Origin of the sequence: Streptomyces violaceoruber (genome assembly GCF_033406955.1) — a bacterium.
GTDB classification, from domain to species: Bacteria; Actinomycetota; Actinomycetes; order Streptomycetales; family Streptomycetaceae; genus Streptomyces; species Streptomyces violaceoruber.
The window spans coordinates 1955238-1969885 of the sequence record NZ_CP137734.1 but is presented as its reverse complement, the minus strand read 5'-3'; the positions used below and the strand labels follow the sequence as shown (position 1 = coordinate 1969885).

The 14648-nt window shown below is 73.5% G+C and carries 15 protein-coding genes; 10 read left to right on the top strand and 5 right to left on the bottom strand.

From position 1 onward, the window contains the following. The first annotated feature begins 144 nt into the window (after nt 1–144). Both R2E43_RS08540 and R2E43_RS08535 read left to right on the top strand, forming a co-directional pair. A complete protein-coding gene (locus R2E43_RS08540) occupies nt 145–972 on the top strand; it encodes an enoyl-CoA hydratase family protein (RefSeq protein WP_030864099.1) in 828 nt (275 codons plus the stop codon). 4 nt (nt 973–976) lie between these two features. Further along, nucleotides 977–3382 (top strand): bifunctional salicylyl-CoA 5-hydroxylase/oxidoreductase, encoded by a 2406-nt coding sequence (locus tag R2E43_RS08535; protein WP_030864102.1) that lies wholly within the window; start codon nt 977–979, stop codon nt 3380–3382. On the opposite strand, the gene R2E43_RS08530 is transcribed toward R2E43_RS08535, so the two are convergent. The 3 genes from R2E43_RS08530 to ambL all read right to left on the bottom strand — a co-directional run bounded on the left by R2E43_RS08530 (nt 3370) and on the right by ambL (nt 6904). Next, complete coding sequence (locus R2E43_RS08530; RefSeq protein ID WP_003973040.1) at nt 3370–4281, bottom strand: sulfotransferase family protein; 912 nt, start codon at nt 4279–4281, stop codon at nt 3370–3372. The genes R2E43_RS08535 and R2E43_RS08530 overlap by 13 nt on opposite strands. Nucleotides 4282–4364: 83 nt before the next feature. Next, entirely contained in the window at nt 4365–5210 is an 846-nt protein-coding gene (locus R2E43_RS08525) for a PaaX family transcriptional regulator (protein WP_011030580.1), read from the bottom strand. Then, nucleotides 5207–6904: an aminobenozate:CoA ligase AmbL gene (gene ambL / locus R2E43_RS08520; RefSeq protein ID WP_234328613.1), complete on the bottom strand. Its 1698-nt coding sequence runs from the start codon at nt 6902–6904 to the stop codon at nt 5207–5209. Before ambL ends, R2E43_RS08525 begins: the two co-directional genes overlap by 4 nt. Before the next feature lie 131 nt (nt 6905–7035). Here ambL and R2E43_RS08515 point away from each other — a divergent pair, with 131 nt between their 5' ends. From R2E43_RS08515 to R2E43_RS08505, 3 genes are read left to right on the top strand one after another with little or no spacing between them, the layout of a single operon-like run. After that, nucleotides 7036–8211, top strand: coding sequence for an acyl-CoA dehydrogenase family protein (locus tag R2E43_RS08515; RefSeq protein WP_003973037.1), 1176 nt, complete (start codon nt 7036–7038; stop codon nt 8209–8211). Continuing rightward, complete coding sequence (locus R2E43_RS08510; protein ID WP_003973036.1) at nt 8208–8606, top strand: RidA family protein; 399 nt, start codon at nt 8208–8210, stop codon at nt 8604–8606. The genes R2E43_RS08515 and R2E43_RS08510 overlap by 4 nt, the downstream gene beginning before the upstream one ends. A gap of 27 nt (nt 8607–8633) precedes the next feature. After that, nucleotides 8634–9461, top strand: coding sequence for an alpha/beta fold hydrolase (locus R2E43_RS08505; protein ID WP_003973035.1), 828 nt, complete (start codon nt 8634–8636; stop codon nt 9459–9461). Between the two features lie 16 nt (nt 9462–9477). On the opposite strand, the gene R2E43_RS08500 is transcribed toward R2E43_RS08505, so the two are convergent. Further along, nucleotides 9478–9687: a DUF5999 family protein gene (locus R2E43_RS08500; RefSeq protein WP_003973034.1), complete on the bottom strand. Its 210-nt coding sequence runs from the start codon at nt 9685–9687 to the stop codon at nt 9478–9480. A 241-nt stretch (nt 9688–9928) separates the two neighbouring features. Between R2E43_RS08500 and R2E43_RS08495 the strand changes: the two genes are divergently transcribed. Beyond that, the gene (locus R2E43_RS08495) at nt 9929–10372 is read left to right on the top strand and encodes a DUF6299 family protein (RefSeq protein WP_003973033.1); all 444 of its coding nucleotides are present in this window, start codon (nt 9929–9931) and stop codon (nt 10370–10372) included. Between the two features lie 118 nt (nt 10373–10490). Here the strand turns inward: R2E43_RS08495 and R2E43_RS08490 are convergent, their stop codons facing one another. Continuing rightward, nucleotides 10491–11336, bottom strand: a complete 846-nt coding sequence (locus tag R2E43_RS08490; RefSeq protein WP_332057111.1) for a DUF2637 domain-containing protein — start codon at nt 11334–11336, stop codon at nt 10491–10493. Between the two features lie 520 nt (nt 11337–11856). On the opposite strand from R2E43_RS08490, the gene R2E43_RS08485 reads away from it, so the two are divergent. The 4 genes from R2E43_RS08485 to R2E43_RS08470 all read left to right on the top strand — a co-directional run bounded on the left by R2E43_RS08485 (nt 11857) and on the right by R2E43_RS08470 (nt 14558). Further along, on the top strand, nt 11857–12243 hold the full coding sequence (locus tag R2E43_RS08485) for a hypothetical protein (protein ID WP_003973030.1): 387 nt from the start codon (nt 11857–11859) through the stop codon (nt 12241–12243). Between the two features lie 51 nt (nt 12244–12294). Next, nucleotides 12295–12789, top strand: a complete 495-nt coding sequence (locus R2E43_RS08480) for a hypothetical protein (protein WP_030864114.1) — start codon at nt 12295–12297, stop codon at nt 12787–12789. Between the two features lie 66 nt (nt 12790–12855). Beyond that, on the top strand, nt 12856–13668 hold the full coding sequence (locus R2E43_RS08475; protein ID WP_030864116.1) for a DsbA family protein: 813 nt from the start codon (nt 12856–12858) through the stop codon (nt 13666–13668). After that, nucleotides 13665–14558: a cytochrome c biogenesis CcdA family protein gene (locus tag R2E43_RS08470; RefSeq protein ID WP_030864119.1), complete on the top strand. Its 894-nt coding sequence runs from the start codon at nt 13665–13667 to the stop codon at nt 14556–14558. Before R2E43_RS08475 ends, R2E43_RS08470 begins: the two co-directional genes overlap by 4 nt. The last annotated feature ends 90 nt before the right edge of the window (nt 14559–14648 follow it).

Sequence of the window (14648 nt, the reverse complement as noted above, 5' to 3'; positions counted from 1 at the left end):
GTCCTGCTTTCAACCTTATGAATGGTACGGCGCCGCCCGGCAGAGCCGTTCGACGGGCACCCTCCGGGACCTTCGGCCCTCGACACGGACGGCATATCGCGCACCCGTGACGACAGTCACAGAAGGGTGATAACTTCGAGTGTCATGAGTCCTTTCACCGGCTCCGCCGCCCCCACCCCCGACTGGCGGCACCTGCGCGTCGAGATCACCGACGGCGTCGCCACCGTCACCCTCGCCCGCCCCGACAAGCTCAACGCCCTCACCTTCGAGGCCTACGCCGACCTGCGCGACCTGCTCGCCGAGCTGTCCCGCCGGCGGGCGGTGCGGGCGCTGGTGCTGGCCGGAGAGGGCCGCGGGTTCTGCTCCGGCGGCGACGTGGACGAGATCATCGGCGCGACCCTGTCCATGGACACCGCCCGGCTGCTGGACTTCAACCGGATGACCGGCCAGGTGGTGCGGGCGGTACGGGAGTGCCCGTTCCCGGTGATCGCCGCCCTGCACGGGGTCGCCGCCGGAGCGGGCGCGGTCCTCGCCCTGGCCGCCGACTTCCGCGTCGCCGACCCGTCCACCCGCTTCGCCTTCCTCTTCACCCGCGTCGGCCTCTCCGGCGGCGACATGGGTGCCGCCTACCTGCTGCCCCGCGTGGTCGGCCTCGGCCACGCCACCCGGCTGCTGATGCTCGGCGACACGGTCCGCGCACCCGAGGCCGAGCGGATCGGCCTGATCAGCGAGCTGACCGAAGAGGGCCGCGCCGACGAGGCCGCCCGCACCCTGGCCCGCCGTCTCGCCGACGGCCCGGCCCTGGCCCACGCCCAGACCAAGGCCCTCCTCACGGCCGAGCTGGACATGCCGCTGGCGGCCGCGGTGGAACTGGACGCGTCGACCCAGGCCCTGCTGATGACGGGCGAGGACTACGCGGAATTCCACGCCGCCTTCACGGAAAAACGCCCCCCGAAGTGGCAAGGGAGGTAGACGGATGCGCTCGTCCCAGGGCAGTGGAGCCGACCCGGGGGCGCGGGGCCGTGTCGATCAGCGGCTCCGCCGCGGGGCGCAACCAGCCCCCACGAACCCGCACTCGCCCGCGAAGACGAACCACCCCCTGCGAGCGGCGATCATCGGCGGTGGCCCCGGCGGCCTCTACACCGCCGCCCTCCTCAAACGCCTCGCCCCCGGCCGCGAGGTCACCGTCTACGAACGCAACGCCCCCGACGACACCTTCGGCTTCGGCGTGGTCCTCTCCGACGAAACGCTCGGCGGCATCGAACACGCCGACCCCACCGTCTACGAGGCACTCAAGGCGCACTTCGTCCGCTGGGACGACATCGACATCGTCCACCGGCACACCCGCCACACCTCCGGAGGGCACCGCTTCGCCGCCCTCGGCCGCCGCCGCCTCCTCGAAATCCTGCACGACCGCTGCCGCGACCTCGGCGTGGAACTCCGCTTCCGCACCGAGGCACCGCCCCCGGACCGCCTCGCGCGCACCCACGACCTCGTCGTCGCCGCCGACGGAGTGCACAGCGCCACCCGCGAGGCCTACCGCGACGTCTTCCGGCCGCGGCTCACCCCCCACCGCTGCCGCTACATCTGGCTCGCCGCCGACTTCGCCTTCGACGCGTTCCGCTTCGAGATCGCGGAGACCGAGCACGGCGTGATGCAACTGCACGGCTATCCCTTCGCGCCGGACGCCTCCACCGTCATCGTCGAGATGCGCGAGGAGGTCTGGCGGGCGGCCGGCTTCGACGAACTGGACGAGACCGAATCCACCGCCCGCTGCGCCAAGATCTTCGCCGACGCGCTCGGCGGCCGCCCGCTGCGGTCCAACAAGTCGGCGTGGACCACCTTCCGCACGGTGGTCAACGAACGCTGGTCGCACGGCAACATCGTCCTGCTCGGCGACGCCGCGCACACCGCCCACTTCTCCATCGGCTCCGGCACCAAGCTCGCCGTGGAGGACGCCCTCGCGCTCGCCGCCTGCCTGGCGGAGCGGCCCACCCTCCAGGAGGCGCTGACCGCGTACGAGGAGGAGCGGCGCCCCGTCGTCGCCTCCACCCAGCGGGCGGCCAAGGCCAGCCTGGAGTGGTTCGAGGACCTGGACCGGTACCTCGCCCAGCCGCCGCGCCAGTTCGCCTTCAACCTGCTCACCCGCAGCCGCCGGGTCACCCACGAGAACCTGCGGCTGCGCGACGCCGGCTTCACGGAATCCGTCGAGCGCGAGTTCGGCTGCCCGCCGGACACGCCCCCGATGTTCACCCCGTTCCGGCTGCGCGGGCTGACCCTGCGCAACCGCGTCGTCGTCTCCCCGATGGACATGTACTCCGCCACCGACGGCGTCCCCGGCGACTTCCACCTGGTCCACCTCGGCGCCCGGGCCCTGGGCGGTGCCGCCCTGGTGATGACCGAGATGGTGTGCGTCAGCGCCGAGGGCCGCATCACCCCCGGCTGCGCGGGCCTCTACACCGGCCGGCAGGGCGAGGCGTGGCGGCGGATCACCGACTTCGTGCACGACGGCGCGCCCGGCACCGCGATCGGCGTACAGCTCGGCCACAGCGGCCGCAAGGGCTCGACCAGGCTGATGTGGGAGGGCATGGACGAGCCGCTGCCCGACGGCAACTGGCCCCTCGTGGCGCCCTCCCCGCTGCCGTACCGGCCCGGCGGTCAAGTCCCGCGCGAGCTGTCCCGGGCGCAACTGGCGGACGTGCGGGAGCAGTTCAGAGCCGCCGCCGAACGGGCCGCCGGGGCCGGATTCGACCTGCTCGAACTGCACTGCGCCCACGGCTACCTGCTCTCCGGCTTCCTCTCCCCGCTCACCAACCACCGCACCGACGCCTACGGCGGCTCACCGGAGAACCGGCTGCGCTTCCCGCTGGAGGTCTTCGACGCGGTACGCGAGGTGTGGCCGGACGAGCGGCCCATGACCGTACGGATCTCCGCCACCGACTGGGCCGAGGGCGGCACGAGCGCCGAGGAGGCGGTGGAGATCGCCCGTGCCTTCGCCGCGCACGGGGCCGACGCCATCGACGTGTCCACCGGGCAGGTGGTGTCCGGTGAACGCCCCGAGTTCGGGCGGTCGTACCAGACGCCGTACGCCGACCGCATCCGGCACGAGGCGGGCGTCCCGGTCATCGCCGTCGGCGCGATCTCCTCCTGGGACGACGTCAACTCGCTGGTCCTGGCCGGACGCACCGACCTGTGCGCGCTGGCCCGCCCCCACCTCTACGACCCGCACTGGACGCTGCACGCCGCCGCCGAACAGGGCTACGACGGACCGGGCGCCCGCTGGCCCGCGCCGTACCGGGCGGGCAGCCGGCCACCGCGCACCGGACGCACCGACGCCCCCAGGCCGAGGCTCACGCTGCACGGCCCGGGTCAGGACGGGTAGCCCCAGGCCGCGCACATCGGGCGCAGCCGCTCGGGGACCTCGTCCTTGCCGGGCAGCTCGCGCCCCGGCTGCACCGTGCCGGTGCGGATGTTCTCGCGCCAGTCGCCCAGGCCCCTGACCAGCTCGGCGTTGCCCTTCTTGCCGTAGTTCAGCATCCGGGGCGTGTAGTCGACGCCGAGGTACGCGCACAAGCGGCGCATCTCGCGCTCGGGATCGCCGGTGATGTCCTCGTAGCGCACGGTGAAGCCGTCGGCGTCCGCCGACCGGGCCTCCTGCACGGCCGTCATGTAGCGCAGCACGTCGGTGACGGCCGTGTCGTGCGGGCGCTTGACGGGATCGCTCTCGTGCCAGGAGCGGGCGATCGACTCGGGGTGGCGCAGCAGGAAGACGAAGCGGGCATCGGGCCAGCAGTCCTTGAGACGCTGGTACATGTAGGCGTTGGCCGGTGTCTTCTCGACCACGAAGTCCTTGCCGGACCTGATGAGTTCACGGTGCAGGACCCGGTCCCACAACAGGTGCTCCAGGTCGCCGCGGAGCAGGCCGAGTTCGCCCATCGCGCGCTCGGAGTGCCAGGTGGTGCAGGCGACCTCCACCTTGCCGACGTGCAGTTCGTGCGGGGCGTGCAGCCGCGGATGGGCGCCCATCATCATGCGCAGCAGGGTGGAGCCGGAACGGATGGACGAGATGATGAAGACGGGCCGTCGCAGCAACCGGTCGGTGGGCAGTTCCCCGGCCGACGGACATCGGTACGGGGCCGCTCGGCGCGCCGCGGGCTGCGCGGCGGCGGACTTCCCTCCCTGCCTTCCCCTCGGACTCCCGTTCGCCGCCCGGGGCGCTCTCCGTACCTGGAGGCCGGTGGTGACGGTGAGGGCCCGGTTCAAGTTACGTGCGAGACTCATGCGTCCGCACGGTAGGTGAGAAACCTGAGAAGAGGGTCTGAGGAGGCTGAGGGTTCGCTGATCCCCTCAGAAGGTGAGGTGACTCACTGCCCGGGAGGCGGAGTCGGTCCCATGGCCGCGTACTGGGCGCCCGCGTCGCGCAGCCGCTCGTGCAGCGCCCGGAAGACGGCCGCCGAGCGCGTGCCGGGCCAGCCCTCGGGCAGCAGCCGGGCGGGCAGCCCGGGGTCCGTGTAGGGCAGGTGGCGCCAGGAGTCCAGGGCGAGGAGGTAGTCGCGGTAGGCCTCCTCGGGCGGCGTGTCCGCCCGGCGCTCCCAGTCGTGCAGGACGCGCTCGTGGCGGTCGAGGAAGGCCTCGTGCTCCTTGGCGATCGCGGCCAGGTCCCACCAGCGGGCCACCGCCTCGGCGGTGGCCGTGAAGCCCAGGTGCTCACCGCGGAAGAAGTCCACGTAGGAGTCCAGACCGAGGCGGCCCAGGGTGTGCCGGGTCTCCGCGTACAGCCGGGCCGGGGCGATCCACACACCGGGCGCCGCGGTGCCGAAGCCGAGACCGGCCAGGCGCGAACGCAGGACGTGCCGCTTCTGCCGCTCCGACTCGGGCACGGAGAACACGGCGAGCACCCAGCCCTCGTCCCCGTGGGGCGCGGTGGCGTAGACGCGCCGGTCCCCGTCGTCGAGCAACTGGCGGGCCTCGGCGGAGAGTTCGTACCCCGCCGCGCCGGCGGCCGTACGGGCGGGCAGCAGCAGCCCGCGCCGTTTCAGCCGGGACACCGACGAACGCACGGAGGGCGCGTCCACCCCGACCGCGGCCAGCAGCCGGATCAGTTCGGCGACGGGCACCGGGCCCGGCGCGCAGCGGCCGTACGCGCCGTAGAGCGTGACGATGAGGGACCTCGGAGCGGGCTGTAGGTGCAGGTCGGACACGTTGATCATCTTATGTCGTCGGCGTCGCGCCCGGCCGCCCAGGGGATTCGGACGAGCCCCGGGGAAGGGGGGGAGGGGCCCGGACCGGCCGGGTCGAGGAGGCGGTAGCGCTGGAGCTTGCCGGTCGCCGTGCGCGGCAGCGCGTCCGGGAAGAGGATCTCCCGCGGACACTTGTACGGCGCCAGCTCCGCGCGCAGGAACGCGCGCAGCGCGTCCGCGTCCCGCGCGGCCCCGTCCCGCAGCACCGCGTGCGCGACCACGACCTGCCCCCGGTGCCGGTCGGGACGGCCCACCACCGCCGCCTCCACCACGTCCGGGTGGCGCAGCAACGCGTCCTCCACCTCGGGCCCGGCGATGTTGTACCCGGCGGAGATGATCATGTCGTCGGCGCGTGCCACGTACCGGAAGTACCCGTCGGGCTCGCGGACGTAGGTGTCCCCGGTGACGTTCCAGCCGTCTTGCACGTACTCCCGCTGGCGCGGGTCGGCGAGGTACCGGCAGCCCACCGGCCCGCGCACCGCCAGCAGTCCGGGCTCCCCGTCGGGCACGGGTGCGCCGTGCGCGTCCTGCACGCGCGCGTGCCACCCCGGCACCGGAACGCCCGTCGTCCCGGGCCTGATGTCGTCGTCCGCGGCGGACACGAAGATGTGCAGCAGCTCGGTGGCGCCGATGCCGTTGATGACGCGCAGCCCGGTGCGCTCGTGCCAGGCCCGCCAGGTGGCCGCGGGCAGGTTCTCGCCCGCCGAGACGCAGCGCCTGAGGCTGCTCACGTCGTACCCGTCCAGCTCGTCGAGCATCGTGCGGTACGCCGTCGGCGCGGTGAACAGCACCGACACCCGGTGCTCCGCGACCGCCGGCAACAGCTGCTTGGGACCCGCCTGTTCGAGCAGCAGGGCGCTCGCCCCGGCCCGCATCGGGAAGACGACGAGACCGCCGAGCCCGAAGGTGAAACCGAGCGGCGGGCTGCCCGCGAAGAGGTCGTCGGAGCGCGGCTTGAGCACCTGTGCGGAGAAGGTGTCCGCGATCGCCAGCACATCGCGGTGGAAGTGCATGCACCCCTTGGGCCGCCCGGTGGTGCCGGACGTGAACGCGATCAGCGCCACGTCGTCGGCGGCGGTGTCGACGGCCCGGTACGGCGTCGGGGGCACCGTGTCCGACGCCGTGCGGCTGTGCAGGTCGTCCGGCGCGTCCCCGCCGTACGTCGTGATCCGCAGGCCGGCGATCTCCGCCTTGGCGAGGTCGTCGACGGCCCGGACGTCGCACAGTGCGTGCCGCACCCGGGCGATCTCGCAGATCGCGCGCAGCTCGTGCGGGCGCTGCTGGGCCAGCACGGTGACCGCCACCGCGCCCGCCTTCAGCACCGCCAGCCAGCACGCGGCCAGCCACGGGCCGGTGGGGCCGCGCAGCAGCACCCGGTTGCCCGGGACGACACCGAGGTCGCCGGTGAGCACGTGGGCGATCCGGTCGACGCGGTCCCGCAGCCCTTGGTAGGTCCAGGTCTCCCCGGAGGCGGTGCGGAAGACCGGACGGTCGCCGGGCGGGCCGGTGAGCAGCTCGGCGGCGCAGTTCAGCCGCTCCGGGTAGCGCAGCTCCGGCAGGTCGAAGAGCAGCTCGGGCCACTGCTCGGGGGGCGGCAGGTGGTCGCGCGCGAAGGTGTCGACGTGGGCGGAGCGGTGCGGGTCCGCGCGGCGAGGATCGGCCATGGCGGTTCGCCCCCTTTGTCGTGGTGGGCTCGCGCAACGAGCGTATCGTGTTGGTGACGACAGTCAACGGGGCGCGATAACCTCGATCGGGGCCCGGGCGGATCGTGGCCCGGGCAGGGGAAGGGACCGCGATGACCGCATTCTCGCTCGAACCGGCGCAACTCACCTGGTGCGACGAGCTGCGCGCCCTCGCCGCCGCACGGCTGCGCCCGCTCGCCGAGCAGGGCGAGCCGGGCCGCGTCAACCGCCCCCTGCTCGCCGAGCTGGGCTCCGCCGGCCTGCTGCCCCGCCTGTTCACCTCGGGCGCGCTCGACCTGTGCCTGATGCGCGAGTCCCTCGCCCACGCCTGCACGGAGGCCGAGACCGCCCTCGCCCTCCAGGGCCTCGGCGCCCACCCCGTGCACGCGCACGGCACCGAGTCCCAGCGCGCCCGCTGGCTCCCCCGCGTGAGCGACGGCACCGCGGTCGCCGCCTTCGCCCTCAGCGAGCCCGACGCGGGCTCCGACGCGGCGGCCCTGTCGCTGCGGGCGGAACCGGAGGCCGGGCCCGGCGCGGGAGCCTCCGCCTGGCGGCTCACCGGGGAGAAGTGCTGGATCTCCAACGCCCCCGAGGCCGACTTCTACACGGTGTTCGCCCGCACCACCCCCGGCGCCGGTGCCCGCGGCGTCACCGCCTTCCTCGTGCCCGCCGACCGCCCCGGCCTCACCGGCACCCCGCTCGACATGCTCTCCCCGCACCCCATCGGCGCCCTCACCTTCGACGGCGTGCCCGTCGACGCGGACGACGTGCTCGGCGAACCCGACCGCGGCTTCCGGGTGGCCATGGACACCCTCAACCTGTTCCGCCCCAGCGTCGGCGCCTTCGCCGTCGGCATGGCGCAGGCCGCCCTGGACGCGACCCTCGCCCACACCACCGCCCGCGAGGCCTTCGGCGGCAGGCTGCGCGACCTCCAGACCGTCGCCCACCAGGTCGCCGAGATGGCGCTGCGCACCGAGGCGGCCCGCCTGATGGTGTACGCGGCGGCCACGGCGTACGACGCCGGCGACCCGGACGTCCCGAGGCGGGCCGCGATGGCGAAACTCCTCGCCACCGAGACCGCCCAGTACGTCGTCGACCACGCCGTCCAGCTGCACGGCGCCCGCGCCCTGCGCCGCGGCCACCTCCTCGAACACCTCTACCGCGAGGTGCGCGCCCCGCGCGTCTACGAGGGCGCCAGCGAGGTCCAGCGCGGCATCGTCGCCAAGGAGCTGTACCGGACGTACCAGCCGTCCCGGACCGACGCCACGAGCAAGGAGGCCGGAGCATGACCGCCGAACGGGTGAACCCGCCCCAACTGTCGCCGCCCACCGGCTTCTCCCACGCCGTCGTCGCAACCGGCACCCGTGTCGTCTTCCTGGCCGGCCAGACCGCCCTCGACACCGACGGCCAGGTCACCGGCGACACCCTCCCCGCCCAGTTCGAGCAGGCCCTCACCAACCTCCTCACCGCCCTGCGCGCCGCCGGGGGCACCCCCGCCGACCTCGCCCGTGTCACCGTCTACGCCACCGACGTCGCCGCGTACCGCACCCACGCCGCCGAACTCGGCCGCACCTGGCGCGAGCTGGCCGGCCGCGACTACCCGGCGATGGCGGTCGTGGAGGTCGTACGGCTCTGGGACGAACGGGCGTTGGTGGAACTGGACGGGTTCGCGGTACTGCCCTGACCCGCCCGCGACACCTAGCATTCGGGCATGCCGGACATCGAACTGAGCGCGGGGACCATCGAGTACGAGGACACCGGCGGCGACGGCCCCGTCGTCGTCCTCCTCCACGGCCTCGTCCACGACCGGACCGTCTGGCGCAAGGTCCTCGCCGACCTGCGCACCGACCACCGGGTGATCGCGCCGACCCTGCCCTACGGCGCACACCGCCGACCGATGCGCAGGCCACCCACACCCGACCTGGTCAACGAGCTGATCGCCGAGTTCCTCGACCGCCTCGACCTCACCGACGTCACCCTCGTCGAGAACGACTGCGGGCGCGCCCAGACGGTGGCCGCCCGGCACCCGGAGCGGCTCGCGCGGCTGGCGCTCGTCGCCTGCGAGGCGTTCGACAACTACCCGCCGGGCCTGCCCGGGAAGCTGATCGGCATCGCCTGCCGGGCCCCCGGCGGCGTGTCCCTGCTGGTGCGCACCCTCGGCCTGGGGCCGCTGCGGCGCCTCCCGGTCGGCATCGGCGCCCTCACCAAGCGGCCCGTGCCGGACGAGGTCGTCGACGGCTGGCTGCGCCCGCTGCGCACCGACCCGGCGATCCGGCGCGACTTCCGGCACTACGGCACGCACGTGCGCCGCGAAGAACTGCTCGAAGCCGCCCAGGGCCTGCGGAGGTTCGACCGGCCCGCACTCGTCGTCTGGGCGACCGAGGACCTGATGATGCCCCGTGCCCACGGCCGGCGCCTGGCCGAACTCCTCCCGCGGGGACGGCTCGTGGAGGTCGAGGACACCCGGACGCTGATCCCCGAGGACCAGCCGGAGCTGCTCGCCTCCCTGCTGCGGGAGTTCGTCGCCGAGAAGGACTGAGCCGTACCGGACGGATTCAGGCGGCCATCGCCAGGCGCCCGGCGGGCACCCGGCTCGGGGCGACCACACGGCCGTCGGGGAGCAGCTCGCCGGTGTCGTCGAAGACGACCGTGCCGTCGCACAGCAGGTTCCACCCCTGCTCCGGGTGGGCGGCGACGACGTGCGCGGTGACGACGCGCGCCTCGGGGGAGTCGGAAGCGGGGCAGGAAGGCCGGTGGACACACATGGCGCACCTCCACGTCGGGAGACCGTCCCGTCGTCGGGACCGTCGCATGGACAGACCGTGCGCCCGCCCGGATGCCATCGCCAAGACCCGGGCGGCAAGCGTGACAACACCCGGACAAGCCGGCGACAGTTCCACGACGGCCGGCGCGGACTCGCCACCGAAGGGGTGACGGTCACTGCCGCCGGCCCCTCCGCCGGGTACCAGTGGAACCCCTCATTCCGACCGACCGGGAGGTTCCCCCATGCCCGTACGCTCCGCCGCCCTCGCCGCGGCCGCCGGCGCCGCCCTGCTCCTGCCCGCCGCTCCCGCCGCCACGGCCGCACCCCACGACGCCCGCCTCGTCGCGGAGTCGGTGACCGTCGACCCGACCGGCCGCATCGCCGCCGACGGCAGCGTCACCCTCTCCGGCACCTACCGCTGCACCGGCGGCAGCGGCCCGGTCTTCGTCAGCTCCACCGTGAGCCAGAGCGACCCGTCCGCCCGCTTCGGCGTCGGCGGCACCCGCGCGGTCTGCGACGGCCTGGAGCACCGCTGGGTCAACACCGGCACGCCCGACACGGTCGTCCTCGAGCCCGGCGCGGCCCACGTCGAGGCCACCCTGATGGAGCTGCGCCCCATGGGCATCGTGCCGCTCCCGAGCTTCCACGCCCGGCAGGGACAGGACGTGATCCTCACGGCGGGCTGACCCGCGCGGTGCCCTCCCCGACCCGTCCGGGCGCGATCCGCGACGCATTCCGCATTTCCTTTTCTTCACATTCCCCGAAGAAGACGGAAGACCGTTGCGACCGCCTTGTTCGGCCCGGTCAGGTTCGTTTTCCGGGCCCCGCTCCGGGCCGCGGCGGACGCACGGCATTCTGCCGCTGCTGCGGAAGGGACACCGGATCGGCCGCCGCGCTGCCCGACGGGTCGTCACCCGGAGTGACCGCGGCGCGTTGCCGGTGGCGCGGCACCGCCCGCCGGGGCGGACGGGTGAGCGTGATCTGCCGGACGACCTGCTGGAAGCAGACCAGCGAGGCCAGTCCGGGCAGGGCGGCCGCCGCGCCGTCGCTGATCGTCCTGGGCGCCTCCGCGATGCAGAGCAGCATCGCGATGGCCGAGAACAGCAGGACGACGGCCCAGGAGTGGACCGCGCGGCGCTGGTGCAGCGCGGCCCGCAGCACCGCCAGCGAGGCCACCAGCCAGGGCCCGTAGACCAGCAGCGGCCACCAGGACACGACGCTGCCGCGGGTGCGGGTCACGGCGGCCAGCCGCAACGGTTCGTAGGCCACCATGCCGCCGAACAGGCTCACGGAGGCGGCGATGACCGCGGCGAGCGCGGCGACGAACAGGCTCGCGGCGCGCAGCCGGCTCACCTTTCTCCCTCTGCGGACCCTGCGGTGACTCGTCGGGGACTCCCTCAACGGGGGCAGCTCCGCCGTGATCTCCTGCAGATTGCTCAGCGGTGTGCCCGGGGCGGGTGCGAGCGCCGAGGTGTCCGTCGCGGAGGGTGCTCCGGGCTGCTGCTCCATCGCGTCCTGGAGCAGGAACGCGAGTTCCTCGGCCGGGTCCCAACCGGGTTCGGGCGGGACCAGGGTCTCCTGGAAGGCCGCCTCGGGTGCGCGGTGCCGGCCGGTGCCCGTGGTGCGGAACGGCCCTTCGCCGTACGGCATGCGGGGGTGGGTGTGTTCTCCGTAGTGTTCTTCGTACACGAGGTGCCGGTCACTCCGCGCAGGTGTACGTCAAGGAGCCCTGCGTCCGGCCCCACCGCTCGGCGAGGCCGGTCTCCAACTCGGTCATGACGTCCAGGAACCGCTGCAGCACGGGCTCGGTGACCCGGAGAGGGACGGGGTGCCCGCCTCTGGTCAGAGTTCCGTCACTCGGTGACGGACAGTGATTTCTGCCGGGCTTGTAGGTGTACGGGCCAAGCGCCGTGAATTCCCCGCGTTCCTCGGTCATATCCGAAGTAACGTCTGCCTACTCCGTCGGATGCGCGGCAGTCGAGTGAACGATTTCTGCGATACTTACCCAATCTCGAATTCACACCGGTTCGATCGCCGGCCGGTACGAAAAGCGTCGCAGAGTGCGCGAACGGGGGAAGAAGCGCGGTCCGACGGTGCGTCCGGGCCCGGTACGGTTCCCGGCAGCGCGTGACCTAGGGTGGCCGTGACCACGGACAGCGCAGGAGCGGCGATGAAGCGAGCGGCACCCGGGCGGGCACCCGCCCACGTCCGCGGTGTGCTGGCCCTGCTCGTGGCCGTGGTGGGGCTGCTGTGCGTCTTCGCGCACGCGGAGAGCGGAGCGCGGGGCACGCCCGCGCCCACCGCGGAGCGGGTACACACCGCAGCCGCAGCCCCGGCCGCAGCGGAACCCTCCGACGGTGCCGCGGCACCGTGCGGCAAGAAGGCGATCGGCGACTCCAGTGTCCAGCGGGCCGAGAACCCGCCGCCGTCCGCCGCCTTCCCGCGCGCGACGTCGCCGCACACCGATCCCGCGCCCCTCGTGCCGCAGCACGTCGGCGTGTTCGCCGGCGGTCCCGATCCGCCCTCACCGACCCTCCACTCCGTTCTGCGGATGTAGACCGGCCCGTTCGGCCGTGTCCCCGCATCCTGCGAAACGGAGTTCTTCGGCATGTCCTCCTCCCCGCGCTCCTGGCGGCGGGCGGGTACGGCACTGCGTGGTTGGCGGTCCCGGCAGTGGACCGTGGCGGGCGCGGGTGCGCTGGCCACGGCGGTCCTGGTCGGCGCGCCCACCGACGTGGTGCCCAACCCGCTCTTCGGCCGGTCGGTCCCCGTGCAGTGGTGGAACTACCCGGCTCTGGCCGTCACGGCCGTACTGGCCGGCATCGTCCTGACCACCTACGTGCGCCGGCCCTCGTCCGACCCGGAGCCGCACGCCGCCGACGGCGGCCGGCTCGGGGCGATCGGCGGGGTGCTCTCCTTCTTCGCCGTCGGCTGCCCGGTCTGCAACAAGCTCGTCCTGGTGCTCCTCGGGGCATCCGGTGCCCTGAGCTACTGGGCTCCGCTGCAACCGCTGCTGGCCGCGCTGTCGGCGGGCCTGCTGGCGGAAGCCGCGCTGCGCCGCCTGTCCTCCGAGACCGCGTGCCCGGTCACGCCCTCAGCCTGACCCGCGGCCCGGTTGCGCACCCTTCACTCTTCCTCTTCCCTCCCTCCTCACCGTCTGAGGTACCCCATGACCGGATCCACCCCGTCCTCGTCCGCGTCCCCGTCGTCGTCCCGTCCTCCGTCCGCGTCCCGCCGCAGCCGCAGGCGGACCGTCGCTGCCGTGGCGGTGCTCGCCGCCGCCGCGGTGACCGCGGCCTTCGCCCTCACCCTCGACGACGCGGACAACCGGGAGGAGAAGGCCGGCGATCCCGCGGCCGTCACCGCCTCCGCCGCCCCCGCGCCCGCCGACGAGGGCCTGCTCGCCCTCGCCCGCCGCGACGCGTCCGATCCCCTGGCGATCGGGCGTGCGGACGCTCCGGTGGTGCTGATCGAGTACTCCGACTTCCAGTGCCCGTTCTGCGGCCGGTTCGCCCGCGAGACCAAGCCCGAACTGCTGCGCTCCTACGTGGACAAGGGAACCCTGCGCATCGAGTGGCGCAACTTCCCCATCTTCGGCGAGGAGTCCGAACAGGCGGCGCTGGCCGGCTGGGCGGCCGGGCGGCAGAACAAGTTCTGGGAGTTCCACGACGTCGCCTACGGCAAGCCGCGCGAACGCAACACCGGCGCCTTCGACGCCGAGAACCTCGTCGCCATGGCCCGCGAGGCGGGAATCGCCGACATCGAGCGCCTCCAGGCCGACATGGCCTCCGACGAGGCCCGCGGCGCCGTGCGCGCGGACCAGGAGGAGGGCTACACCCTCGGCGTGACCAGCACCCCGGCGTTCCTCGTCAACGGCAGGCCGATCCTGGGCGCCCAGCCCACGGACACCTTCGAGGAAGCCGTCGAGACCGCTGCGAAGGCGGCGAAGACGGCGAACACGACGAAGGGGGCCGGACGATGAGCGAGGCCGGCCTGGCGATGGCCTTCCTCGGCGGACTGCTGGCCCTGCTCAGTCCGTGCAGCGCCCTGCTGCTGCCCGCCTTCTTCGCCTACTCCTTCACCAGCCGCACCCGGCTGATGGCGCGCACCGGCCTGTTCTACGTCGGACTGTGCACGACGCTCGTACCGCTCGGCGTGGCGGGCTCGTTCGCCAGCCGCCTCTTCTACGGCCACCGGGACGCCCTGGTGACGGCGGGCGGATGGACGGTCATCGCCCTGGGCGTGGCTCAGATCGCCGGGCTGGGCTTCGGCTCCCGCCGGATGGCGCGGGCCGCGGGCGGACGCCGTTCGGGCTCGGCCCTGTCGGTGTTCGCCCTCGGCGCGGTGTACGGACTGGCGGGATTCTGCGCGGGACCGATCCTCGGCTCCGTCCTCACCGTGGCGGCCGTGGACGGCGACCCGCTGCACGGCGGGGTGCTGCTCGCCGTCTACGCGCTGGGAATGGCGGTCCCGATGTTCGTACTGGCGGTGCTCTGGGACCGGTTCGACCTGGGCCGCAGGCGCTGGCTGCGCGGCCGGACCTTCCGGGCGGGCCCGTTGACCCTGCACAGCACCACCCTCCTCGGCGGCCTGTTCTTCATCGCGCTCGGAGTGGCCTTCCTGGCCTTCGACGGCACCTCCGCGCTGCCGTCGGTGCTGAGCACCGGCACCGAGTTCGCCCTGGAGGAACGACTGTCCGACATCGGCGCGGCGGTGTCCGACCGGGTCGTCCTCCTGGTCCTGGCCGGGGCGGCGGCGCTGACCGCCCTGCTCGTGCTGCTCCGGCCGGGCGGGCGGCGGGAAGCGCAGGAACCGCCGGAACCGGCGGACTCCGGGCCGGGGGAGGGGATTCAGCCACGCGGTCACGCATGAGGACGTAGTCCACTACTGTGTGTTGCCGCTGGGCAGGGATCGTGACCCTGCCGGCCGTGGCCTTGTCTCGCCTCGAAGCAGAGGAAACGA